Genomic DNA, 22,104 nt, shown 5'->3' with positions numbered 1-22,104 from the left:
GTCTGCCGAGGTCTGCCTTAAGATTTTCCGATGCACCACGGTTCTCCGATGCACCTGGACCCGCGCCGGCTGGCCACCCTCCTCGCCGTCCACCGGTACGGCGGCATCGTGGCCGCCGGCGAGGCGCTCGGCGTCTCCCCGTCGGCGGTCTCGCAGCAGGTGGCGCGCCTCGAGGCGGAGTCCGGCCAGCGGCTCGTGGACCGGCAGCCGGCCGGGGCCGTCCTCACGCCCGCCGGCCGGCTGGTCGTCGCGGCGGCGGAGCGCATCGAGGCCGAGCTCACCGACACGCGTCGGGCCCTCGCGGAGCTGGCGGGCGAGCCGAGCGGGACGGTCGCCGTGGGGGCGTCGCCCACCCTGGTCGGCGGCCTCCTCGCCCCCCTCGCCGGCCGGCTGGCGCGGACCGCCCCCGGCCTCGACGTCCACCTCTGCCAGACGGAGGGCGAGGCCGCGCAGCGGGACCTGCGCCGCGGCGACCTCGACCTGATCCTCACCGAGACCGAGAGCGCCATCGGGCGGACCACCCCGGCGGGGATGCGGGACGTGCCGGTCCTGGACGAGCCGTGGCTGGTCGTGCTGCCCGCCGACCGCCCCGTGCCCGAGCGGCTGACCGACCTGCGGCACGCCACCTGGCTCGGGGCGGAACCGGGGCACGCCGCCGACCGGGTGGTGCAGCGGGCGCACGCCGCCTCGGGGGCGACGACGCCGCTGACGCACCGGTACGACGACTACGCGGTCGCCCTCGCGCTGGTCGCCGCCGACCTCGGCGTCGCCGTCGTCCCGGCGCTCGCGGCGGGGGACCTCCTGCCCGACGCCGTGCAGGTCGTCGCGCTGCCGGGGCTGGGGACGCGACAGATCGTCGCCCGGCACCGCACGACCGGCGGCGCGCCCGGGCCGGCGACCCTCGCCGTGCTCGACCAGGTGGTCGCCGCGGGCAGGTCCGTCGCGGCGGCCGTGGCGGACGTCCGCGGGTAGCCGCCCGGGTGTCGGGACCCGGCGCTACCGTCGTCGGGTGGTCACCGACCGAGCCGCGGGCGCGCCCGTACGGCTGACGCGAGACCAGGCCCGCCGCATCGCGGTGCGTGCCCAGCTGCTCGACGCCCACCGCCCGGACGACCTCCTCGCGACGGTCGAGCACCTGATGGTGCTCCCGGTCGACCCGACCGCCGCCGTCGCGCCCGCGGTCGACCTCGTCCCGTGGTCGAGGCTCGGCCGCACGACGTGGCCCGGCGCCGTCGAGGACGCGCTCGCCGACCGGATGCTCTTCCGCCTCGGCGGCACGGTGCGGCCGACGGAGGACCTGCCGCTGTACCTCGAGCAGATGCGCCGGTGGCCGTTCGGGGACTGGCGCTCGAGCTGGTTCCACGACAACGCGCCGTTCCTCGACGACGTCCTGCGCCTGCTCGAGGCCGACGGGCCGCTCGTCGCCCGCGACGTCCCGGACACCAGCGTGCGGCCCTGGCGCTCCTCCGGCTGGACCGGGCACCGCAACGTCACGCAGATGCTGGAGTTCGCGAACCTGCACGGTGACGTCGCCGTCTGCGGGCGACGGGGCCGCGACCGGCTGTGGGACCTGGCCGAGCGCGTGTACCCGGACGTCGAGCCGCTGCCGCGCGCGGAGGCGGCGCGCGAACGCGTCGCGCGCCGCGTGCGGGCACGGGGGATCACCCAGGCCCGCCTGCCCGGTCTGCCGGGGGACGAGGACCACGTGGACCTGGCGGGCACGCCGGCCACGGTGGAGGGCACCGAGCGGACGTGGCTCGTCGACCCGGCGGCCCTCGACGCCGTCGACGAGCCGTTCGAGGGGCGCACCGCGGTGCTCTCGCCGTTCGACGCCCTGGTGCACGACCGCGCCCGGCTCCTGGAGGTCTTCGACTTCGACTACGTGCTCGAGATGTACAAGCCGCGCGACCGGCGTCGCTGGGGCTACTTCGCGCTGCCCGTGCTGCACGGGGACCGGTTCGTCGGCAAGGTCGACGCCACCGCAGACCGCAAGGCGGGCGTGCTCCGGGTGGACGCGATCCACGAGGACCTGCCGTTCGACCCCGACGTGTCGCAGGCGGTGCGCGCCGAGCTCGCGGACCTCGCCGCGTGGCTCGGGCTCGACGACGTCTCCCTCTGACCACTCCCTCCGACCGCTCCTCTGACCGGGCCCGCACCGTCCGGCCGGCCGGGGCGGATGAGAGTCCTCTCATCGACGTCTCACCCGGGGCACGCGCGCGACCGCTCGGATGGCGACGTGCCGACCAGCCCCGCTCCGACCAGCCCCACCCCGACCAGCCCCACCCCGACCCGGCCCGCGGACCACCGCGCCTGGCTCGACCTCCTCACCGGCGATGCTGTCGCAGACGTCCTGGGCGCGGCGCTCGCGGCCGACGGCGCCACGCTCGAGTCGTGGTCGGTGCGGCATGTGCACGCGCGCCCCGGGGCCGAGGTGACCGTGGCGTACGACGTCGTGGCCGGGCGCGACGTCGGCGGCCGTACGGTCCGCGGGCCGGAGCACCTGTTCGCGACGAGCGCCCGCACGTCCACGTTCCGCCGCGCCCGTGGCGACCACCGGGACCGTGCCGACCGTGCCGACCGTGCCGACCGGGACGGCGGCCTCGGCCCCGGCGTCGTGCGCCTCGACGACGGGAGGCGCTCGGTGCACGTGTGGCGCCACCCGCACGACCCGGCACTGCCCGGTCTGGCGGCGGGGAGCACGCCCGACCGGGTCGCGGAGCGGCTGCGGGCAGCCGGCGCCGACGCCCCGCTGCTGTCCCTCGAGACCGTCACCTACCGCCCGCTGCGGCGCGCGGTGCTCCGGGCGCGCACGGCCGACGGCGCCGCGTACGTCAAGGTCGTCCGCCCGGCCCGCGTCGACGACCTCGTGCGGCGGCACGCGCTCTTCGCCGCGCGCCCGGGCGGCGTGGCCGGGCCGCGGGTCAGGTCCTGGTCCGCCGACGGCGTCGTCCTGCTCGACGAGGTGCCGGGGGAGTCCGTCGCGGAGCTCGTCGCGCGCACGCCTGCCGCCGACCAGCCCGCGTGCGTCGACCCGGCGGAGCTGCTGCGGGTCGCGACCTCGCTGCCGCGCGCGGGTCTCGCCCTGCCGCGCCGTCCGGCCTGGGCCGACCGGTCGGCCCACTACCTCGGCGCGCTCGCCACCGTGCACGGGGTCGACGCCGCCCGGCTCGCCGCGCTGCGCGAGGCGATCGGTGCCGTCGTCGCCGCGGGCGACCCCGGCTCGCTCGTGACGACGCACGGCGACCTGCACGCCGCCAACCTGCTGCTGGACCCCGTCGTCGGCGCCGGGGACCGCCCCCGCGTCGGCGCCGTGCTCGACGTCGACACGCTGGGCCCGGGGCACCTCGTGGACGACCTGGCGTGCGCCGTCGCGCACCTGGCGGTGCTGCCCTCGCTCGACCCGGCCGCGTACGCGGGCGTGGGCGGGCTGGTGGACCGCTGCCTCGACGTCTTCGGCCGCGCGGTGGAGCCGACCCTGCTCCGCGCCCGGGCTGCTGCCGTCGTCGTCTCGCTCGCCGCGGGCGCGGAGGACGCGGCGGCCGCCGGGGCGCTCCTCGACGTCGCCGAGCGCCTCGCCGCGGAGGCCGCCGCAGTCTGAGAGCCCTCTCATCCACGCCTCCCGGCCCTCTCACGGTGGCCGCGGAGTCTGGGAACCAGTCGGCGGGAGAAGCCCGCCGGGAACCATGCACCACCCGCACCGACGAAGGAGCAGCACGATGAAGGCACGCAGCGCATGGATCGTCACCGGCGCGCTGGGCGCGGTCGGCCTGGGGGCCGGCGTCGCCGCGGCGCAGGGCACGTTCGACCGCACGCCGACCGACGCGGTCGTCGCCGACGCCGTCCAGGTGGGCGACGACGCGGCCTCCTCGACGGCGTCGGCCGCGGCGTCGCCCGCGAGCCCGTCGCCCGCGGCGGTGCAGAACGGCACGTCCATCACCACCGTGACGGCGGGCTCGGTCGCCACGCCGGCGACGGCGCCCACGACGCAGACCGCGAGCACGGCGCCGTCCGCCCAGACCGCCCAGACCGCTCCGACCGCCCAGACGGCCCCGACCGCGCAGACCGCGGCGTCCCCGGTCAGCCCGGTGACCCCGCAGTCGGCGAGGACCGCCCCGACGGCAGCCTCCACGGACTGACCGTCCCGCCCTCGCGCACCTCGCCGCCGGCCGCCCTCACCACGAGGGACGGCCGGCGGCGTCGTCAGGCCAGGCGGTACCCCATGCCGCGCACGGTGACGAACCGCTCGGCGCCGAGCTTGTTGCGCAGGTAGCGCACGTACACGTCCACCACGTTGGAGCCGGGGTCGAAGTCGTACCCCCACACGCGCGAGAGCAGCTGCTCGCGGCTGAGCACCTGCCCGGCGTTGCGCAGGAACGCCTCGGCGAGCGCGAACTCGCGCGCGGACAGGTCCACCTCGACGCCGGCGGCGGTGGCCCGGCGGGTGCGCAGGTCGAGGCTGAGGTCGCCGTGGCTGAGCACGGTGACCTCGCCCGCCGGCTCGGCCCGCAGGCGCAGCCGGATGCGCGCCAGCAGCTCCTCGAAGCGGAACGGCTTGGGCATGTAGTCGTCGGCGCCGCCCTCGAGGCCGGCCACCGTGTCCGCCACGGAGGTGCGCGCGGTGAGGATGATGACCGGCAGGGTCACCTTGGCCTCGCGCAGCCGGCGCAGCACGGTGAACCCGTCCTGGTCGGGGAGCCCGAGGTCGAGCACCATGAGGTCGAAGTCGCCCGACGACGCGAGGTCGAACGCCTCCCGCGCGGTCGCGACCGTGGTGCTCGCGTAGCCGGAGGCGCGCAGCCCCTTCGCGACGAACGACGCGATGCGCGTCTCGTCCTCGGCGATGAGGATCTGGCTCACGTGGCGGGTCCTTCCCGGTCGGGGGCGGTGCGCGGGGGCAGCTCGGGGGTGGGCGCGGACCGCGCGGTCGGCGCGGTCCGGCCGACGGGGGGCACGGCGCGGCCGGGGGCCGGGTCGGGGCCGGCGTCGGGGACCGGCAGCACCGGCACGACGACCGCGAACGTGGAGCCCCGGCCGGGGGCGGACTCGACCGTGACCTCGCCGCCGTGCCCCTCGGCGATGGCGGCGACGATCGCCAGGCCGAGCCCGGAGCCCTCCCGCCGCTCGCCGTCGTGCTCGCCCCGCGCGAAGCGGTCGAAGATGCGCTCCAGGTCGTCGGGCCCGATGCCGACGCCCTCGTCGCGCACCCACAGACGCACGCGTGCGCCGTCCGGCGTCGTGCGCGACCCGATCGCCACCACGGAGCCGGGCGCGGAGAACTTCACCGCGTTGGCGGCCAGCTGCAGCCAGGCCTGGGTGAGGCGCTGCGCGTCCGCCATGGTGCGGGCGTCGGTGCGCGAGTCGACCAGCCAGGTGCGCTCGCCGAGCGTGCGCGCCTTGTCGAGCACGTCGTCGGTGAGCCGGCCCAGCTCCACGGGCGCCGGCCGCACGAAGTCGGGCTGCCCGACGGTCGCGAGGGTGACCAGGTCGTCGACGAGGCGGTGCATGCGGTCGAGCTCGTCGAGGGCGAGCACCCGCGTCTCGGCGGCGTCCGCGGGGTCGGCGGTGTCCATCAGCTCGAGGTGCCCGCGCACGATCGTCAGCGGGGTGCGCAGCTCGTGCCCGACGTCGTCGAGCAGGCGGCGCTGCGACTCGAACGAGCCCTCGAGCCGGTCGAGCATCCCGTTGAAGGCTCGGGTGAGGTGGGTGAGGTCGTCGTTGCCCGACTCCGGGATCCGGGCGGACAGGTCCGACTCGCCGATCTGCTGGGCCGTGCGCGCGAGCACCCGGATCGGGCGCAGCAGGCGTCCGGCGAGCAGCCACCCGACGACCCCCGTCACGACCAGCGCCGCGAGCGCGACGAGCAGGTAGCCGCGGAAGACGGCCTGCGTCTCGGCGTGCTCGGCGTTCCGGTCGTAGGCGAGGACGAGGGCGGCGGGGTCGCCCGACGCCGTCACCGGGGCGACGGGCGCGACGAGCACCCGGTAGTCGGTCGTCGAGGTGCCGATCGTGCGCAGCACGGCCGTCTGGGACGTGAGCAGCGGGGTCACCGCCGCGACGAGCTCGGGGTCGTCCTGCAGGTGCACCTCCACGGCCTGCTGGGAGACGAGCGGCCGCTTGCCGGTGCGCAGGCCGAGCACGCCCTCGTGCCGGGCCGGCACGTCGAGCTGGATGGCGGCGATCACCACCTCCTCCGCGGAGGAGAACGGGTCGCCGGTCACGGGGTCGACCCCGGACGCGCCCAGGGTCTGCAGCTCCTGCGCGCTCTCGGAGAGGTCGGCGTCGATGCGGTCGTCCACGTGGTCGTACGTGAGGAGGTACGCGGTGGCGCCGGCCAGCGCGAGCGCGAGGGCGGTGAGGGCGAGGAGGACGGCCAGGATGCGCGTGCGGACGGTGGGCCCGCCCTGGGGCCGCGGGGCTCGCGCCATCAGTCGTCCTTGTCCGTGTCGGGGGCGTCGTCGTCGTCCGGGCCGTCGTCGTCATCGTCGTCGGGCCCGTCGTCGTCATCGTCGTCGTCCGTGGGCGGGACGGGCGCGACGCCGCCGTCGTCGGACGTGCGCGTCGGCGTGGGCGTGGGGTTCCCGGACGGCGTCGGCGTCGGCTCCCCGGACGGGTCGGGCGTCGGCGACGCCGGGTCGGGCGTGGGGGAGACGACCACCACGCCGCCCACGTCCCGGTCCTCGGGCTCGGACGACAGGGCGGCGGCGAGGACCCCGCCGATCAGCGCGACCAGCGCCACCCCGAGCATCCAGGGCACCGCGGCGCGCCACCGACGTCCGGACCGTTCAGCCATGCCCGGATCATCCCGCGGGCGGATGAGACGCAGATGAGAGCGCGTCGGCCCCGGTGCCCGGTCCCGGGTCGGGGTCCGCGAGCCAGGCGTCGACGTCGGCGAGCAGGCGGCGCCGCGTCCCCTCCGAGGCGCGGCTCGCGCGCACCGACGACCGCGCCAGGTCGGCCAGCTCCGCGTCGGTGAACCCGTGCACCTCGCGCGCGGCGACGTACTGGTCGAGCAGCCGGGAGGAGAAGAGCAGGGGGTCGTCCGCGCCGAGCGCCACGCGGGCCCCGGCCTCGACCAGGGGCCGCAGCGGCACCTGGGACGTGTCGGCGTAGACGCCGAGGCCGACGTTCGAGGCGGGGCACACCTCCAGGGCGACCTCGCGCTCCACGAGCTCGGCGAGCAGCGCCCGGTCCTCCCCGGCGCGCACCCCGTGGCCCAGCCGGTCGGGGTGCAGGGCGTCGACGACGTCGCGGACGTGCGACGGCCCGAGCAGCTCGCCGCCGTGCGGCACCGACGCCAGGCCGGCGCGGCGCGCGATCCGGAACGCGGCGGCGAACTCCGCGGTGTCGCCGCGCCGCTCGTCGTTGCTCAACCCGAAGCCCACCACCTCGCCGGGGCCCTCGCCCGCGTACCGGGCCGCGAGGCGGGCGAGCGTGCGCGCGTCCAGCGGGTGCCGCATCCGCGAGGCGGCCACGACCACCGCCACCTCGACGCCGTGCGCGGCGCTCGCGGCCCGCGCGGCGTCGAGCACGATCTCGACCGCCGGCGTGATGCCGCCGACGAACGGCGCGTACGACGTCGGGTCCACCTGGATCTCGAGCCGTCGCGACCCCTCGGCGGCGTCGTCCGCCGCGGCCTCGTCGACCAGGCGGCGCATGTCCGCCTCCGAGCGCACGCACGCGCGGGCCGCGTCGTAGAGGCGCTGGAAGCGGAACCAGCCGCGCTCGTCGGCCGGCACCCGCAGCGGGTCGCCGTCCAGCAGGGCGCCGGGCAGCCGCACGCCGTGCCCGACCGCCATGTCGCGGAGGGTGGGCACCCGCATCGACCCCGTGAAGTGCAGGTGCAGGTGAGCCTTGGGGAGCTTCGCCAGATCGCGCACGGCGCCAGTCTGCCCCGACTTCGCGGGCGACGGCCCGATCAGGGCAGCCAGCCGCGCTCGCGGGCCACGGTCACGGCCGCCGTGCGGTCGTCGACGCCCAGCTTCGCGAACGCCCGCAGCAGGTGCGTCTTCACCGTGGCCTCCGCGATGAACAGCTCCCGCCCGACGGCGGCGTTGGACAGACCGCGCGCCACCAGGCCCAGCACCTCGGCCTCGCGCGCGGTGGGCCGCTCCGCCGCGGTGCGCACGCTCGTCACGAGCCGGGTCGCGACGCCCGGCGCCAGCACCGTCTCGCCGCGCGCGGCGGCGCGCACGCCCGCCACGAGCTCGTCGCGCGGGGTGTCCTTGAGCAGGTAGCCCGTCGCCCCCGCCTCGACCGCGCGCAGGATGTCGGCGTCCGTGTCGTACGTCGTGAGGACGACGACGCTCGGCCCGGCGCCGCGCGCCGCCGCGACGATGCGCGCCGTCGCGCCCACGCCGTCGAGGCGCGGCATGCGCAGGTCCATGAGCACGACGTCGGGCGCCAGCTCGCCGGCCAGCGCCACCGCCACCTCGCCGTCCGGGGCCTCGCCCACCACCTCGACGTCGGGCTCGCCGTCGAGCATCCCGATGATCCCCGAGCGCACCACCGGGTGGTCGTCGGCGACCAGCACGCGCACCGTCGCGCCCGTCCGCGGGCCCGTCATGCTGCACCGCCCGAGACCGGCACGTGCACCTCGACGCGCGTGCCGCCGCCCTCGCCGGGCTCGACGGCGAGGGTGCCGCCCACCGCGGACACGCGCTCGCGCATCCCGGCCAGCCCGAGCCCGTCGACCTGGCCGGGCGGCAGGCCGCGGCCGTCGTCGGTCACCTCGAGCCGGACGTCGGGCGCCCCGCCGCCGTCGCGCGTCAGCCGGATCGTCACGCTCCGGGCCCCGGCGTGCCGCCGCACGTTCGCCAGGGCCTCCTGCGCCGCGCGCAGCAGCACCACGTCGGCGGCCGCGTGGCCGGTGGCGCCGCCGGCGCGGGCCGGGGCCGTCGCGCCGGCCACGTCCAGCAGCACGGGCGTGCCCGTCTCGGCGGTGAACCGGTCGGCCAGCCGGCGCAGCGCCTCCGCGAGCGTCGAGCCCTGCAGGGGCACGGGCGCGAAGGCGGCGACGAGCGCGCGGGCCTCCGCGAGGTTGTCCCGCGCGGTCTGCTCCACGACCACGAGCCGCTCACGGGCACGGTCCTGCTCGCCCCGGTCGAGGGCCGCCGTCGCCGCCTGCGCCTGCGTCACCACGCTCGTGAAGCCCTGCGCCAGGGTGTCGTGGATCTCCCGGGCGATGCGCTCGCGCTCCGCCGTCACGCCCGCGGCGTGGTGCGACTCCGCGAGCTCCGCCTGAGCCCGGCGCAGCTCGTGCAGCAGGCGAGCGCGCTCCTCCGAGCGGCGCATCGTCGCGGCGAACCAGAGCCCGAGCAGCACGGAGAACGCGATCGCGATGCCCATCTGCGGTGCGGCCTCGATCAGCGTCGGGACGTCGAAACCCTGCTGGGCCGCGATCGCGAACGTGGTCGCGACGCCGAGCGCGACGCTGGCCACGACGGCGCGGCGCGGCGGCTCGAGGAGCATCCAGAGCTGCGTGAACGACGCGAACAGCAGGAACGTGGCCAGGCCGCCCTGGGCGACGGCGACCGCGGTCGTCGCGACCAGCACGACCGCGTAGGCCAGCGCCCGGCGCTGGTCGCGGCTGCGCGCCGCGGGGGCGCCCCACACCGCGTAGCCGACGAGCATCACCGCCATCGCCGCGTACGCGGTCCACAGCCCGCGGGCGTCGGTGCCCCCGCCGAGCGCCATCGCCGAGGCGGTGAGCAGCACGATGAGCACGAACCCGACGTCCCACCACACGACCTGCCGGTCCCACGGGTCGGACGTCACCCGCGCGACCTCGTCGTCGGCCCCCGGGCCCGCCGCGGTGCCGTCCCCCGCGCCGGGGGCGTCGTCAGCCGTCGTCACGGCGCCGCCACCGGAAGGTGCGCACCCCGACGACGAGCCCCACGATCAGCCATGCGACCAGTACAGCAGCGGTCGCGGGGTGCTGCCAGGACCCGCTCGTCTCGAGCGCCGCCATCTCCTCCGGGAGGAACACGGACCGCATGCCCTGCGCGATCCACTTGAGGGGGAACACCGAGGCCAGGGTCTGCATCCAGCCCGGCAGGGCGAAGAACGCGAAGAACACGCCGGAGATGAACTGCAGCACCAGCACGACCGGCGTCACGACGGCGCTCGCGGACCGGCCGGACCGGGGCAGGGACGAGAACCCGACGCCGCAGACCGTGCCGGTGGCGGCGCCGAGCACGAACACCCAGGCGAACGTGACCCAGCGGCCGGCGTCCGTGGGCAGCGGGACGTCGAAGGCGAGGGCCGCGACGGCCAGCAGCAGGGCCGTCTGCACGACCGACGTCGCGAGCGTCAGCGCCACCTTGCCGCCCACGTACGCGGTCACCGGCAGGGGAGTGGCCCGCAGGCGGCGCAGCGTGCCGTCGTCGCGCTCCACGGCGATGGAGACGGCCAGCGACTGGAAGCTGGTGAGCATGATGCCGGTCGCGACCATGCCGGGCAGGAAGTACTGGGCGAAGCCGATCTGGGCGACCTCGGTGCCCTGGTCCTCGCTCCCGAACACCGACGCGAAGATCGCCAGCATGACGATCGGGTAGGCGAACACGAAGATCACGGCGTCGCGCTCGCGCCAAAACTGGCGCAGCTCCACGCCCGCCCGCACCAGGGTGAGCCGGGCGACGCCGGGCAGCCGTCCGCCCCTGCCCACCCAGGCCGCCGTCGCGACGGCCGGGCCCGTGGGGCCGGCGTCCCGGCGTGTCGAGACCTGGTCCGTGGTGCTCATCGGTCGTCCTCCGAGGTCAGCAGCCCCAGGTAGACGTCCTCGAGGCTGGGGCGGGTGATGCACAGGTCGGCGACCTCGCCGTCGGCGCCGGCGACGGTCGCCATGAGGTGCGCGGCGAACGCGGTCGGGGCGTCGGTGCGCTCGGCGTGCGGGACGCCGTCGGCGGTCCAGGTCACCCGGGGGGTGCGGGCGTCGGGGCCGCCGAGCGCCTCCGGCGTCCCCTCCGCGACGACGCGCCCGTCGCGCACGACGGCGACGCGGTCGGCCAGGTGCGCGGCCTCGGCGAGGTCGTGCGTGGTGAGCAGGATGGTCGTGCCGGCGTCCCGCAGGCGCAGGACGAGGTCCCAGAACGTGCGCCGGGCCTGCGGGTCGAACCCGGTCGTCGGCTCGTCGAGGAAGAGCAGCTCCGGGTGGCCGACGACGCCGAGCGCGACGTCGAGCCGGCGCCGCTGCCCGCCCGACAGGGAGCGCACCCGTGCGCTCGCCTGGGGCGCGAGGCCCACGGCCTCGACGACCTCGTCGGGGTCGCGGGGCGCCGGGAAGTAGCGGGCGGTGGAGCGCACGGACTCCGCGACCGTGAGCTCGGCCTGGTCCCGCGAGTCCTGCGCGACGACGCCGAGCCGCGCCCGCCATGCGCGTCCGCCCCGGGCGGGGTCCTCGCCGAGCACGCGCACCTCGCCGCCGTCGCGGTCGCGGAACCCCTCGAGGATCTCGATCGTCGTCGTCTTGCCCGCGCCGTTGGGGCCGAGCACGGCGACGATCTCGCCCGTCGCGAGGTCGAGGTCCAGCCCGTCGACCGCCTGCTTGGCCCCGTAGCGCTTCGCGAGCCCGCGGACGCGGACGACGGCGCCGGAGGTGCCCGGTGCGCCGGGGGAAGGATCCCCGGGACGCCCGCGCGGGGCGGCCGGCGGGGGAGCCGGGGAGGGTGTCGTCGTCGAGGTCATGCGTCGATCGTCGCCCTCGCGGCGGGTCCCGCGGGAGCCTCGGACGACGGGACCGGGCGTCCACCGATCGGTGGACGGCGGGCGGCCGGGCCGAGGTTCGGGCGTGGTGCGGGCGGTGGTGCGGGCGTGGTGCGGGCGTGGTGCGGGCGTGGTTCGACCCAGCCCTCCGCGTCGCGTACAGTTGTCCCTCGGTGGTTGATGCCCGCCAAGATCGAACGCGCCCTTCCGGGGTGGTTCGAGCGTGGCGACAGGGGCGTCGAGCACGAAGGGTAGTGGCGCAATTGGTAGCGCAGCGGTCTCCAAAACCGCAGGTTGCAGGTTCGAGTCCTGTCTACCCTGCCAGCGTGATCCCCCGCGGGGCCGCGCGCAGCGGGGCCATCCGCATGACCCCGGAACGCCAGGAGTCAGTGCCGTGGGTGCGTCGCCGGCAGGTGGCGCGGCCGCGGCGGGAACGCGAAACGGGGTAGACGAGTGAGCGAGTCACCGGCTGAGGCCGTGGGGACGCCCGGCGGTGGCACGTCCGCCACCGGCAAGCGCCCGAACCTGTTCGCGCGCATCGCGCTCTTCGTGCGCCAGGTCGTCGCGGAGCTCCGCAAGGTCGTGACCCCGACCCGCTCGGAGCTGGTCAACTACACGATCGTGGTGCTGGTGTTCGTCACCGTGGTCATGCTGTTCGTGGTGGCCCTCGACTGGGTCATCGGACTGGGCGTCCTCGCCCTCTTCGGCGACTGACCTCGGCACGCCGCCGGACGCCCGCCCCCGAAGCAAGCAGATTCCAGAAAGCAGGTTCGTTCGTGTCCCAGGATCCGCTGGACCAGACGGAGAACGTCGACCCCACCCAGCCCGACGCCGACGGCGCCGCGGCTGACCTCGACGTGCCCGCGGACCCCGCCACGGACGCGGCGCCCGAGGAGGCCGTCGAGGTCGCCCCCGACGAGACCGACGCCGAGGACACGGACGCCGACGAGGCCGCCGAGGACGAGCGCCCGGCGGACGCCGACGGCGACGTCGTCGAGGACCCGGCCGAGGAGTTCCGCCGCACCCTGCGCTCGCAGCTCGGCGACTGGTACGTCATCCACTCGTACGCCGGGTACGAGAACCGTGTGAAGGCCAACCTGGAGAACCGCATCCAGAGCCTGAACATGGAGGACTACATCTTCCAGATCGAGGTCCCCATGGAGGAGGTGACCGAGATCAAGAACGCGCAGAAGAAGACCGTCCGCCGCGTCCGCATCCCCGGTTACGTCCTCGTGCGCATGGACCTCACGGACGAGTCGTGGGGCGCCGTGCGCCACACGCCGGGCGTCACCGGCTTCGTCGGCCACACGCACCAGCCCGTGCCGCTGACGCTCGACGAGGTCTACTCGATGCTGGCGCCGGTGTTCGTCGAGGCCGCCCCCGAGGCCGGCAAGGCCGCCGCGGCGGCGTCGGGCGCGACGGCGAAGGCCCCGGTCGAGGTCGACTTCGAGGTCGGCGAGTCGGTCACCGTCACGGACGGCCCGTTCGACACGCTGCCTGCCACGATCTCCGAGATCAACGCCGAGGCCCAGAAGCTCCAGGTCCTCGTCTCCATCTTCGGCCGGGAGACCCCGGTCGAGCTGTCGTTCAACCAGGTCGCCAAGATCTGACGGACGCGGTACTGCAACCGGGTCATCGCCCACGGCGTCGGCCCACGAACAAGAAAGACAGGGAAGAGTCATGCCTCCCAAGAAGAAGGTCTCCGGCCTCATCAAGCTCCAGATCAAGGCCGGTGCGGCCACGCCCGCCCCGCCGATCGGCCCCGCGCTCGGTCAGCACGGCGTGAACATCATGGAGTTCTGCAAGGCCTACAACGCGGCCACGGAGTCGCAGCGCGGCAACGTCGTCCCCGTCGAGATCACCGTGTACGAGGACCGCTCGTTCACGTTCATCACGAAGACGCCGCCGGCCGCCGAGCTCATCAAGAAGGCCGCCGGTGTGGCCAAGGGCTCCGCGACCCCGCACACCGTCAAGGTCGCGCAGCTCACCCAGGACCAGGTCCGCGAGATCGCGCAGACCAAGCTCCAGGACCTCAACGCGAACGACATCGACGCCGCGATGAAGATCGTCGCCGGCACCGCTCGTTCGATGGGCATCACCGTCGCGGAGTGATCCGCGACCGGGCCACCCGCGCCTGACCGGATCCGTCCGGTCCGGTTCGGGTGGCTCGGACCAAGTCCCGGCGAACGACGTCGGGCACGTGGCAGGGTCCGCGCGGACCCGCTCACCACGACTGCAGAAGGAGAAGCAGATGGCAACGCGCAGCAAGGCGTACCGCGCCGCGGCCGAGAAGATCGACCGCGAGAACCTGTACAGCCCCCTCGAGGCGGTCCGCCTCGCCAAGGAGACCGCGACGGTCAAGTACGACGCGACCGTCGAGGTCGCCTTCCGCCTGGGCGTCGACCCCCGCAAGGCCGACCAGATGGTCCGCGGCACGGTCAACCTGCCGCACGGCACCGGCAAGACGGCCCGCGTGATCGTCTTCGCGAACGCCGCCAAGGCCGAGGAGGCCGTGGCGGCCGGCGCCGACGAGGTCGGCGGCGACGACCTGATCGCCAAGGTCGCGGCCGGCTACACCGACTTCGACGCCGCCGTGGCGACGCCGGACCTCATGGGCAAGGTCGGTCGTCTGGGCAAGGTGCTGGGCCCCCGTGGTCTGATGCCGAACCCGAAGACCGGCACCGTGACGATGGACGTGACCAAGGCCGTGTCCGACATCAAGGGCGGCAAGATCGAGTTCCGCGTCGACAAGCACTCGAACCTGCACTTCATCATCGGCAAGGCGTCCTTCGACGAGAAGGCGCTGGTGGAGAACTACGCCGCCGCGCTCGACGAGGTCCTGCGTCTCAAGCCGACGTCGTCCAAGGGCCGGTACATCACCAAGGCCACGATGACGACGACGATGGGCCCGGGCATCCCGCTCGACCAGTCGCGCACCTCGAAGCTGCTCGACGAGGCGTGATCGAGGGCGTGATCCCGGCAGGGACCCGCTGAACCACCGCCGACGGCCCGGCACCCGCGAGGGTGCCGGGCCGTCGGCGTCCCACCGGAACGCGGCGGTGGGCCGGGTCATCGACCGTGGTGATGGCCCTCGAGGCCGGGTAGGTCCGGGAGGTGGTGCTCGCCGTGGGGCACGGCCCGTGCGCCTGCCTCCGTGTCGGTCAGGCCGGCGGACGCGACCGTGGAGACGGCCACGGCACCCACGAAGAGGATCGCGAGCGACGCGGCGGCGCGCGGTCTCCGCCCGGCGGCCGTCGCCGCGGGCCCGGTCCGGGACCCGTCGGGCCGGTCGGCGCCCGGCATGCCGCGCGCCGGTCGGGCCGTGGCTCCCACCACGCAGGCGGCGGCGAGCTGGAGGGAGGCCGCCGCGGCGGCCGCGCCGACGTGGGTTCCCTCCGCGACGCCCAGCGCGATCCCGAAGACGCTCGTCACGGCGAGAGCCCCGACGGCGACCCGCGCGAGCACGGCGGGATCGGCGCCGCGTATCGGCGTCCCGCGCAGGACGAGCACCGCCACCACGAGCTCGGTCGCGCCGACGACCAGTGAGAACACGCCGTGGGGGCGAGGGAACGCGCCCCGCACCAGGCCCATGTTGACCAGGCCGGCGCCGACCAGCGCGAACGCGACGAGCAGGCGGGCCAGGGGCGCGGTCCGGGTCATGCCGTCGCGACGCCCGTCTCGGCGCGGCGGTCCGCGCCCAGCCCGACGCCGAGCAGCAGGAGGGCGCTGGCAAGGTGCAGCACGTTGTCGGCGCCGTTCAGCGCGATGATGTTCGCGCCGGTGCCGACGAGGAAGAGGCCGAGGACGCCGACCAGCAGGTAGACCGCGCCGACGGTCACGTTGACGCTCTTGGCCGCCGCGACCGAGCGCGAGGCCAGGAGCAGAGCGGCTCCGATCGCGACGTGGATGATGTTGTGCAGCGGGTTCACCTCGAAGAACAGGAGCTTCTCGCCCTCCGTGGCGGCGAAGCCGACGCCCGAGGTGACGACGAACCCGGCGAGGCCGACCAGCAGGTAGACGGCGCCGAAGACTGCGGCGAGGAGACGGTTCGCGGACGAGCCCATGGTGGCTGCTCCTTCTTCTGTCGGGCGCGGGGTGGTCCCGCGCTCGGAGGTGGTTCGGAGCGGCTGCCCGGTCGGATGGGCCCCGGTGTATCACGCGGTGCGGGTCGTCCTCTTTCCGTGCGATGACGAGTACGCAGCACCGCACGAGCGCTGCCGGAGGAGGTCCGTGCATGTCCATGCAACTTCCTCCTGCCGCGTCGTCGGGCCGCGCCGTAGGCTCGGAGGCCCCGGGGCGCGGCAGCCCCGGCTTCTCGACGAGCCCTCACGAGGTGCGAACAGCCATGACACGAGCCGCTGAGGAACCACTCGGTGGGACGCCCGACGCCGACGAGAGCCTGGGCGACCGGGCCGCGCGGGCGGTCCTGGAGTTCCGGGAGGGCCGCACCGACGCCCTGTCGGACCTGGTCCGGGAGGCGACGCCGTTGCTGTGGCACACGGTGCGCGCCCAGGGCGTCGACCGGGACGTCGCCGACGACGTGGTGCAGTCCACGTGGGCGGCGCTCGTGCGGCACGCGGACACGATCGCCGAGCCGAAGGCCGTGCTGAAGTGGCTCCTCGTGACGGCCCGGCGGGCCGCCTGGGAGACGGTGCGCAAGGGGCGTGCGGACCTGCGCCGCCGCACCGAGCTGCCGGACGACGTGACCGAGGGCGCCGCGGCGCTGCCGGACGCCCGCCCGGGCCCGGAGGCCGAGGTGCTGACCGACGAGCGCGACCGGATCCTCTGGTCGTCGCTCCGCCGGCTCCCGGAGCGCTGCCAGGAGCTGCTGCGACTCGTCTCGCTCGCCGACCGCCCGGACTACAAGGCGATCTCGGCGTCGATCGGCATGCCGGTGGGAAGCATCGGCGCCACACGGGGACGGTGCCTGGCGAAGCTGCGCGCCGTCCTCACGGAGCATGGGGAGGCCTCGTGGACATGAGCCAGAAGCACGAGAACGCGTGGGGCGAGCCCGTGCCCGGTGAGGACGAGGCCCTGGACGCGCGCGACGTCGCCGTCCTGGGGCGGCTCGGACGCGCCGTCGAGGTGGTCGACCCCGTGCCCCAGGGGCTCGTCGAGCGGTCGCTCTTCGCGATGACGCTCGCACGGCTCGAGGCAGACGTGATGGAGCTGCAGCAGATCGAGGCCCCCGCCGGGTCCGTGCGCGGCGACGCCCCGCCGCTCGAGGCGCGCACCATCACGTTCACGCACGAGCGCCTCACCGTGATGATCGCGCTGTCCACGGACGACGACGGCACCCACGTGCGCCTCGACGGCTGGGTCGCACCCGCCGCGACGCTCGTCGTCGAGCTGAGGCAGCCGGACGGCGAACGCACCACCACCGCCGACGACGACGGCCGCTTCGCCTTCACCGGCGTCGACCGCGGCCCCACCAGCCTGCTCGTGCGCCTGCCCGACGGCGGCGACGTCACCGTCGCCACGCCGGTCATCGAGCTCTGAACGAACCGATCTGCCCGCATGACTGAGGGGCGAGGACTCTTGCACGCCGCCGCTAGGCGTGCCCACTCGAGGAGGAGCAGGTGAGCGAGACCCCAGACCAGGCCGCCGGAGCAGCGGTGCCGGACCCGAACCACGACTATCGGCCGGTGCGTTTCCTGGACCCGTCTCTCGTGCGGCGCCGGCCTGGCGTCCCGCAGGTGCGACCCACGTGGTACGTCGCCGACAGGGTCATCGTCCAGGGGCCTCCGCCGCGGCGCTTCACCGAAGGCCCGGAAGGCCCGGCGGACGTGCGTCGAGTGGCGTCGATCGCGAGTGCCGGGGAGGACGCGGAGCTGTCCGACCTCACCGAGATCGAGCGACTCGCACACGAACGCGGCTGCACCCTCGCCCTCGAGGCGGCCGGACGGCGACGAACTCGCCGCTCGACCGGTGGTCCCTCCGCGGACGACTGCGACGACGACTTCGCGTTCGCGCTCCGTCTGGTCCCCGAGAAGGACGGCGACGAGCCCGACGCCTGGGAGATCGTGGAGGCCCTCGGCGGCACCCTCGAGCTCGGTGGCGAGCATGGGTGTCGGCGCGTCAGCCTTGATCACGTGATGCTGGCGCGCCCGTTCACGAGTTCGCCCTTCACGTCGTCGCCGTTTACGAGTTCGCCGTTCACGAGTTCGCCCTTCACGTTGTCGCCGTTCACGAGTTCGCCCTTCACGTCGTCTCCGTTCACGAGCTCGCCCTTCACGTCATCTCCGTTCACGAGCTCGCCGTTCACCTCGTCCCCGTTCACGTCCTCCCCGATGCGAGGGATGGCGGAGTACGCGATGCCCGGATGGGGTGGACGTGCGCCTGTCGCCTGGCTGGGCGACCGACCCGCGCGGCAGCACGCGGACGGGCCGACGCCGTACGTCACCGAGGGCGGCATGCTGCGACCGTTGGTGGCGATCGTCGACACCGGGCTCGGGACCCACCCCTGGTTCGGGACCTACGACATCGCGGAGGGGGACGATCCTGCCGCGGAGCTCGACGGCAACGGGATCGTCGTGCGGAACGCGGTCCTGCCCGACGGGCGGCCGATCGGGACCCAGCCCGTCCCCGCGCGGCGGAGCGAGGACGCCGAGATCGGCGGAGCCAGCGCCTCCGCGCTGACCGGTCCTCTCGACCCCGTCGCCGGGCACGGCACCTTCATCGCCGGCATCGTGCACCAAAAGTGCCCCGATGCGGCCATCCTGCCCGTCAGGGTGGTCGGTGGCGACGGTGTCGGCGCGGAGTCCGACCTGGTCACGACCCTCACCCGGCTGCTGGAGTTCCACCAGCTCGGGCTGGAGGCAGATGTTGTTCCTGGCGACGGCGGCGCTCCCGTCGACGTCGTCGTGCTCTCCCTGGGCTATTACCACGAGGAGGCCGAGAATCTCGGCGTGACCGACGCGCTGCGCGCCGTGATCGACGAGCTGCGGTCGAGCGGCGTCGTGGTCGTGACGGCCGCCGGGAACGACGGCACGACCCGGCCGAGCTTTCCCGCCGCGCTCGCGCCCCTCGTCGAGCGGACGCGCGACCCGCACGACGGCCGTGTCCGGGCTCGGGCGATCGGGTCGACACCCGCGGACCGCGACGGCGCGCCGCCGGTGCTCGCGGTCGGCGCAGAGAATCCTGATGGAACGACGGCGCTGTTCAGCAACGACGGTCGCTGGGTGACGACGACGCGGTGCGGCGCCGCGGTGGTGAGCACGATTCCCACCACCCTCGACGGTCCGATCACCCCCTCGTTGCGGATCGAGGACCGGTATGGCACGGGGCACCGGGCTACCCTCGATATCGAGGGCTTTCAGGGAGGGTTCGCGACCTGGAGCGGGACGTCGTTCGCCGCGCCGGTCCTGGCCGGCGAGATCGCCTCCACGCTGGCGGAGCGACGCGACGGACGGACGCCGGCCGTCGCGCCTTCGGGACGGGACGGTAGCGTTTCGCCGGAACAGCGGCTGCGTCTGGATGATGCCTGGGCGGCCGTCGCGGAGCACACGGGGCTCACGCCTCCGGAGGGCGCTGCGATGAACTGATCGGGGAGGCGAGGCCTTGGGCGAGGATCCCGTCGTTGCGTTGCGTGGGGCGCTCGACCGAGCCCTCGACAACGATCGCGTCCGGCGCCGATTCGGACTGGCAGTGCGTCAGTACAGAGCGGTGCGTCGTGAGCTCGGGCGCCTCGCGCCTACTGCCCCGGCGGCTGTGGCGGAGCTGCACGTGCGCGCTCTGGTGGGTGAGTCCCGGTGCATGTCCGAACAGGGGGCGGCCACGGAGGACTGCCTGGCACTGCTCGCCGAAGCGCGGTGGTGGGCGGAGATGAGCGGAGACCCTGCGCTCGTGGCGCTGGTCGACGGCCGACGTGGACTGCTGCGTCTGAGGCGCGGACAGCTCGACGACGCCCTGATCGACTTCTCCAGCGCGGAGAGAGGGCTCCCGGACGGTCCCGACCTCGGCGCGGTGTACCTCAACCGCGGGTCGCTCCGTCTCGAACGCGGCGAGACGGAGCTGGCGGCGCGTGACTTCGAGCGGTGCGTGTCGATCACGAGCGCCGGGGTCGAACCGGCGCTCCACGCGATGGCGGCTCACAACCTCGGCTACGCGCTCTTCCTCCGTGGCGAGCTCCCTGCCGCGCTGCGTTCGATGGCGGAGGCGGCGCGGGTCGCGCCGCCTGAGCACGCCGGGGTGGGCCTGATGGACAAGGCGGCGGTGCTCTACGAAGCGGGCCTGCTCACCGACGCGGAGGAGGCGCTCCGGCAGGCGGGACAGCTGCTCTCGTCCACCGCGGCCCGGCGTGACCTGCTCGACGCGAGGCTCGCTCGCGCCCGGTGCCTGGTCGGGCTCGAGCAGTACCTGGAGGCCGTGGTGCTCGCCCGGAGCGTGCGGTCGTCCGCGCGTCGTACGGGAGATCGGCTCCTCGAGCTTCGTGCGGACCTGATCGGACTGGATGCCCGGCACGGGAAGATCATCGACCAGGGCGCGCAGCCCGCGCGCGTCCGGCGGCTCGCTCGGGCGGCCGAGCAAGTGCTCGACCGCGCCATCGCCGTGCCCGGAGGGGCGCGACTGGCCGCCGACGTCTCTCTCGTCGCCGCCGACGCGCTTGCGCGCGCGGGCGACGTCGACGCGGCACTGGGCCACCTGCGGCGCCTTCCGTCCCGCTCCGGTTTGGCTCTGGGGACGCGGCTGCGTGCCGAGGCAGTTCGAGCCCTCGTCGCGTTCGGGCAGGGCGACCGGCGGCGCGGACTTGCGGCAATCCGTCGGGGGCAGGGCCTGCTCGCTGTGCAGCGCCAGCGGCTGGGCGCCGTCGAGGCGGTCACGGCGGCGGCTGCGCATGGCGTCCGGCTCCAGGGCGTGGACATCGTGGCGGCGCTGTCCCAGGGGAGCGCGGACGCCCTCTTCGACGCGCTCGAGCGAGGGCGCGCCACGTTCGCCGGTTCAGGGAGGGTGAGGCCGTCGACGGACGGCGAGACCGCTGCGCTGGTGTCGGCGGCGCGGAGCCTGCTGGACCAGGCGCGTGCGCTCGAGCTCGAGAGTTCCGAACCGTCGCGCGAACCCTTGGAGCTCCGGCGCGAGGCGAGGCGGCTCCAGGACCGCGCGCGCGAACGGTCATGGCAGGCCGGGGGCGAGATCGAGGCCCCGCGCGCGGCAACGGCGCGGGCGATCCGCGCCGAGCTGCGCTCCGCGGCGTCGGATCGGGTGGTGCTGAACCTTGCGCTCTATCGAGGGAAGGTCCTCGCCGTCCGCGTCGACCGGTCAGGCGCCCGGGTCAGGGAGCTCGGTCAGGTCGACGACGTCGTCGAGCGAGCGCGCCGCGTCCGTGCTGATCAGTACGTGCTCGCCAACCCACTGATCCCCGCGCCGATGAGGGCGGCTGCCCTGCGATCGCTCGAGCGCGACCTCGCCTGGTTGGACGCCACATTGCTCCGGGGCGTCGACCCCGAGGTCCCCCTCTTCGTCGCGGCTCGTGGCCGTCTGGTCTCGCTGCCGTGGGCATCGCTCCCGTCGCGTCGAGGGACGTCGACCGTGGTGAACTCGTGGGTCGCACGGGGGAAGGCCGAGTGGTCACCCGGTCCCGCACTCGTGGTCGCAGGTCCGGAGCTGCGGCACGCCCCTGCCGAGGCAGATGCTGTCGCGAACGTGTGGGGTCCGGGGACGACCGTCCTGGCCGACGCGCGGGCCACGTGCGAGACCGTGGCTCGCGAGCTCGACGGGCACGCGATCGTCCATCTGGCAGCGCACGGTCAGCACGAGCCCGACAACCCGGTCTTCTCGAGCGTGCGCCTCGCGGACGGGCCGCTGTTCGCGCACGAGCTCGATGGTACGGATCTCGCACGGTGTGTCATGGTGCTCTCGGCGTGCGACGTCGGGTCCGTCAGCATCAAGCACGGCGGTGAGCCCCTCGGCCTGACGAGCGTGCTGTTGCGCATGGGAGCGCGTGCCGTGGTCGCGAGCGTCGCGCCGTTGCGCGACGAGGTCGCGGTGCGCGTCATGCCGGCGCTGCACCGAGGCCTCCGCGACGGGCTCCGCCCCGGGGAGGCGCTCGCCCGTGCCGTCGCGGACGAGCCGGAGCCGGTGCCGCTGGTGTGCTTCGGGCCGCTCGTCTTGTGATGTGGACGACACCTTGTGCTCACCCCCCCGCCACCGGTGTGATGTCGGAGCCGAACTCGGCAGCCCTCCGCAAGGCGGGGACAACCGACGGAAGGACGTTCGATGAAGTCACGCGCCACTCGCGTCATCGCTGGTCTGCTGCTCGCCGCCACCGCCGTGGTGGGCGCCGCGGCAACGGCGTCGGCGGAGCCCCCGGGCCCGCAGCACCCGTTCAGCTCCCACTGACGGCAACACGTCGCTGTCAGAGCGCGGGGGGGGGGGGGGGGGGGGGGGGGGGGGGGGGGGGGGGGG

At 74.9% G+C, this 22,104-nt stretch carries 24 protein-coding genes and 1 tRNA gene; 14 read left to right on the top strand and 11 right to left on the bottom strand.

The annotated features are described in order from the left end of the window. Window positions 1-30: 30 nt before the first annotated feature. The 4 genes from ACQP6G_RS13185 to ACQP6G_RS13170 all read left to right on the top strand — a co-directional run bounded on the left by ACQP6G_RS13185 (window position 31) and on the right by ACQP6G_RS13170 (window position 4,136). Window positions 31-972, top strand: a complete 942-nt coding sequence (locus ACQP6G_RS13185) for a LysR family transcriptional regulator (protein ID WP_429764818.1) — start codon at window positions 31-33, stop codon at window positions 970-972. Between the two features lie 37 nt (window positions 973-1,009). Beyond that, on the top strand, window positions 1,010-2,119 hold the full coding sequence (locus ACQP6G_RS13180) for a DNA glycosylase AlkZ-like family protein (protein WP_429764817.1): 1,110 nt from the start codon (window positions 1,010-1,012) through the stop codon (window positions 2,117-2,119). Between the two features lie 117 nt (window positions 2,120-2,236). Further along, window positions 2,237-3,598 (top strand): phosphotransferase family protein, encoded by a 1,362-nt coding sequence (locus ACQP6G_RS13175; RefSeq protein ID WP_429764816.1) that lies wholly within the window; start codon window positions 2,237-2,239, stop codon window positions 3,596-3,598. A gap of 118 nt (window positions 3,599-3,716) precedes the next feature. After that, the gene (locus tag ACQP6G_RS13170) at window positions 3,717-4,136 is read left to right on the top strand and encodes a hypothetical protein (RefSeq protein WP_429764815.1); all 420 of its coding nucleotides are present in this window, start codon (window positions 3,717-3,719) and stop codon (window positions 4,134-4,136) included. A 64-nt stretch (window positions 4,137-4,200) separates the two neighbouring features. Here the strand turns inward: ACQP6G_RS13170 and ACQP6G_RS13165 are convergent, their stop codons facing one another. The 8 genes from ACQP6G_RS13165 to ACQP6G_RS13130 are packed head-to-tail and all read right to left on the bottom strand — an operon-like array spanning window position 4,201 to window position 11,682. Next, the gene (locus ACQP6G_RS13165) at window positions 4,201-4,857 is read right to left on the bottom strand and encodes a response regulator transcription factor (protein WP_429764814.1); all 657 of its coding nucleotides are present in this window, start codon (window positions 4,855-4,857) and stop codon (window positions 4,201-4,203) included. Then, a complete protein-coding gene (locus ACQP6G_RS13160; protein WP_429764813.1) occupies window positions 4,854-6,425 on the bottom strand; it encodes a sensor histidine kinase in 1,572 nt (523 codons plus the stop codon). Before ACQP6G_RS13160 ends, ACQP6G_RS13165 begins: the two co-directional genes overlap by 4 nt. Next, a complete protein-coding gene (locus ACQP6G_RS13155; protein WP_429764811.1) occupies window positions 6,425-6,790 on the bottom strand; it encodes a hypothetical protein in 366 nt (121 codons plus the stop codon). Before ACQP6G_RS13155 ends, ACQP6G_RS13160 begins: the two co-directional genes overlap by 1 nt. A gap of 7 nt (window positions 6,791-6,797) precedes the next feature. Continuing rightward, window positions 6,798-7,877, bottom strand: coding sequence for an adenosine deaminase (locus tag ACQP6G_RS13150; RefSeq protein WP_429764810.1), 1,080 nt, complete (start codon window positions 7,875-7,877; stop codon window positions 6,798-6,800). Window positions 7,878-7,915: 38 nt separating this feature from the next. Beyond that, window positions 7,916-8,563, bottom strand: a complete 648-nt coding sequence (locus tag ACQP6G_RS13145) for a response regulator (protein WP_429764808.1) — start codon at window positions 8,561-8,563, stop codon at window positions 7,916-7,918. Next, window positions 8,560-9,852: a sensor histidine kinase gene (locus tag ACQP6G_RS13140; protein WP_429764806.1), complete on the bottom strand. Its 1,293-nt coding sequence runs from the start codon at window positions 9,850-9,852 to the stop codon at window positions 8,560-8,562. The genes ACQP6G_RS13145 and ACQP6G_RS13140 overlap by 4 nt, the downstream gene beginning before the upstream one ends. Next, the gene (locus ACQP6G_RS13135; RefSeq protein WP_429764804.1) at window positions 9,839-10,738 is read right to left on the bottom strand and encodes an ABC transporter permease; all 900 of its coding nucleotides are present in this window, start codon (window positions 10,736-10,738) and stop codon (window positions 9,839-9,841) included. Before ACQP6G_RS13135 ends, ACQP6G_RS13140 begins: the two co-directional genes overlap by 14 nt. Beyond that, window positions 10,735-11,682: an ABC transporter ATP-binding protein gene (locus ACQP6G_RS13130; protein WP_429764803.1), complete on the bottom strand. Its 948-nt coding sequence runs from the start codon at window positions 11,680-11,682 to the stop codon at window positions 10,735-10,737. The genes ACQP6G_RS13135 and ACQP6G_RS13130 overlap by 4 nt, the downstream gene beginning before the upstream one ends. Window positions 11,683-11,948: 266 nt before the next feature. On the opposite strand from ACQP6G_RS13130, the gene ACQP6G_RS13125 reads away from it, so the two are divergent. From ACQP6G_RS13125 to rplA, 5 genes are all read left to right on the top strand, one after another. Next, a tRNA-Trp gene (locus ACQP6G_RS13125) sits at window positions 11,949-12,024 on the top strand. A gap of 129 nt (window positions 12,025-12,153) precedes the next feature. Further along, the gene (secE, locus tag ACQP6G_RS13120) at window positions 12,154-12,414 is read left to right on the top strand and encodes a preprotein translocase subunit SecE (protein WP_429764801.1); all 261 of its coding nucleotides are present in this window, start codon (window positions 12,154-12,156) and stop codon (window positions 12,412-12,414) included. A gap of 62 nt (window positions 12,415-12,476) precedes the next feature. Then, window positions 12,477-13,310 (top strand): transcription termination/antitermination protein NusG, encoded by an 834-nt coding sequence (nusG, locus tag ACQP6G_RS13115; protein ID WP_429764799.1) that lies wholly within the window; start codon window positions 12,477-12,479, stop codon window positions 13,308-13,310. Between the two features lie 70 nt (window positions 13,311-13,380). Then, window positions 13,381-13,812 carry a 50S ribosomal protein L11 gene (gene rplK / locus ACQP6G_RS13110; protein ID WP_429764797.1) on the top strand — a complete coding sequence of 144 codons (432 nt, stop codon included), beginning with the start codon at window positions 13,381-13,383 and terminating at the stop codon, window positions 13,810-13,812. Between the two features lie 139 nt (window positions 13,813-13,951). After that, complete coding sequence (gene rplA / locus ACQP6G_RS13105; protein WP_429764795.1) at window positions 13,952-14,662, top strand: 50S ribosomal protein L1; 711 nt, start codon at window positions 13,952-13,954, stop codon at window positions 14,660-14,662. Window positions 14,663-14,769: 107 nt separating this feature from the next. On the opposite strand, the gene ACQP6G_RS13100 is transcribed toward rplA, so the two are convergent. Next, window positions 14,770-15,360, bottom strand: a complete 591-nt coding sequence (locus tag ACQP6G_RS13100; RefSeq protein WP_429764793.1) for a hypothetical protein — start codon at window positions 15,358-15,360, stop codon at window positions 14,770-14,772. Next, window positions 15,357-15,764 (bottom strand): DUF4383 domain-containing protein, encoded by a 408-nt coding sequence (locus ACQP6G_RS13095; protein WP_429764792.1) that lies wholly within the window; start codon window positions 15,762-15,764, stop codon window positions 15,357-15,359. The genes ACQP6G_RS13100 and ACQP6G_RS13095 overlap by 4 nt, the downstream gene beginning before the upstream one ends. A gap of 281 nt (window positions 15,765-16,045) precedes the next feature. Between ACQP6G_RS13095 and ACQP6G_RS13090 the strand changes: the two genes are divergently transcribed. Together ACQP6G_RS13090 and ACQP6G_RS13085 are read left to right on the top strand one after the other, a co-directional pair. Further along, window positions 16,046-16,681, top strand: a complete 636-nt coding sequence (locus ACQP6G_RS13090; protein ID WP_429764791.1) for an RNA polymerase sigma factor — start codon at window positions 16,046-16,048, stop codon at window positions 16,679-16,681. Next, window positions 16,678-17,199 carry a carboxypeptidase-like regulatory domain-containing protein gene (locus ACQP6G_RS13085; protein WP_429764789.1) on the top strand — a complete coding sequence of 174 codons (522 nt, stop codon included), beginning with the start codon at window positions 16,678-16,680 and terminating at the stop codon, window positions 17,197-17,199. Before ACQP6G_RS13090 ends, ACQP6G_RS13085 begins: the two co-directional genes overlap by 4 nt. Before the next feature lie 589 nt (window positions 17,200-17,788). On the opposite strand, the gene ACQP6G_RS13080 is transcribed toward ACQP6G_RS13085, so the two are convergent. Then, window positions 17,789-17,980 carry a hypothetical protein gene (locus tag ACQP6G_RS13080; RefSeq protein WP_429764788.1) on the bottom strand — a complete coding sequence of 64 codons (192 nt, stop codon included), beginning with the start codon at window positions 17,978-17,980 and terminating at the stop codon, window positions 17,789-17,791. 34 nt (window positions 17,981-18,014) lie between these two features. On the opposite strand from ACQP6G_RS13080, the gene ACQP6G_RS13075 reads away from it, so the two are divergent. The 3 genes from ACQP6G_RS13075 to ACQP6G_RS13065 all read left to right on the top strand — a co-directional run bounded on the left by ACQP6G_RS13075 (window position 18,015) and on the right by ACQP6G_RS13065 (window position 22,038). Then, entirely contained in the window at window positions 18,015-19,244 is a 1,230-nt protein-coding gene (locus ACQP6G_RS13075; RefSeq protein WP_429764787.1) for a S8 family serine peptidase, read from the top strand. A 16-nt stretch (window positions 19,245-19,260) separates the two neighbouring features. Continuing rightward, window positions 19,261-21,813: a CHAT domain-containing protein gene (locus tag ACQP6G_RS13070; RefSeq protein WP_429764785.1), complete on the top strand. Its 2,553-nt coding sequence runs from the start codon at window positions 19,261-19,263 to the stop codon at window positions 21,811-21,813. Window positions 21,814-21,915: 102 nt separating this feature from the next. After that, a complete protein-coding gene (locus tag ACQP6G_RS13065; RefSeq protein WP_429764784.1) occupies window positions 21,916-22,038 on the top strand; it encodes a hypothetical protein in 123 nt (40 codons plus the stop codon). Window positions 22,039-22,104: the final 66 nt, after the last annotated feature.

The organism is Isoptericola nanjingensis, from assembly GCF_050311635.1.
GTDB lineage: Bacteria > Actinomycetota > Actinomycetes > Actinomycetales > Cellulomonadaceae > Isoptericola > Isoptericola nanjingensis.
Note: the sequence above shows the minus strand (reverse complement) of the source record. Positions and strands in the feature narration are given on the sequence as shown.

Bases quoted from the DNA above. Each gene is read 5' to 3' on its own strand.
- ACQP6G_RS13100 (WP_429764793.1), bottom strand. From the start codon at position 15,360: ATGACCCGGACCGCGCCCCTGGCCCGCCTGCTCGTCGCGTTCGCGCTG.
- ACQP6G_RS13145 (WP_429764808.1), bottom strand. From the start codon at position 8,563: ATGACGGGCCCGCGGACGGGCGCGACGGTGCGCGTGCTGGTCGCCGAC.
- ACQP6G_RS13075 (WP_429764787.1), top strand. From the start codon at position 18,015: ATGCCCGGATGGGGTGGACGTGCGCCTGTCGCCTGGCTGGGCGACCGA.
- rplK (WP_429764797.1), top strand. From the start codon at position 13,381: ATGCCTCCCAAGAAGAAGGTCTCCGGCCTCATCAAGCTCCAGATCAAG.
- ACQP6G_RS13095 (WP_429764792.1), bottom strand. From the start codon at position 15,764: ATGGGCTCGTCCGCGAACCGTCTCCTCGCCGCAGTCTTCGGCGCCGTC.
- ACQP6G_RS13065 (WP_429764784.1), top strand. From the start codon at position 21,916: ATGAAGTCACGCGCCACTCGCGTCATCGCTGGTCTGCTGCTCGCCGCC.
- ACQP6G_RS13085 (WP_429764789.1), top strand. From the start codon at position 16,678: ATGAGCCAGAAGCACGAGAACGCGTGGGGCGAGCCCGTGCCCGGTGAG.
- ACQP6G_RS13090 (WP_429764791.1), top strand. From the start codon at position 16,046: ATGACACGAGCCGCTGAGGAACCACTCGGTGGGACGCCCGACGCCGAC.
- ACQP6G_RS13130 (WP_429764803.1), bottom strand. From the start codon at position 11,682: ATGACCTCGACGACGACACCCTCCCCGGCTCCCCCGCCGGCCGCCCCG.
- ACQP6G_RS13160 (WP_429764813.1), bottom strand. From the start codon at position 6,425: ATGGCGCGAGCCCCGCGGCCCCAGGGCGGGCCCACCGTCCGCACGCGC.
- ACQP6G_RS13170 (WP_429764815.1), top strand. From the start codon at position 3,717: ATGAAGGCACGCAGCGCATGGATCGTCACCGGCGCGCTGGGCGCGGTC.
- ACQP6G_RS13135 (WP_429764804.1), bottom strand. From the start codon at position 10,738: ATGAGCACCACGGACCAGGTCTCGACACGCCGGGACGCCGGCCCCACG.
- rplA (WP_429764795.1), top strand. From the start codon at position 13,952: ATGGCAACGCGCAGCAAGGCGTACCGCGCCGCGGCCGAGAAGATCGAC.
- ACQP6G_RS13185 (WP_429764818.1), top strand. From the start codon at position 31: ATGCACCACGGTTCTCCGATGCACCTGGACCCGCGCCGGCTGGCCACC.
- ACQP6G_RS13155 (WP_429764811.1), bottom strand. From the start codon at position 6,790: ATGGCTGAACGGTCCGGACGTCGGTGGCGCGCCGCGGTGCCCTGGATG.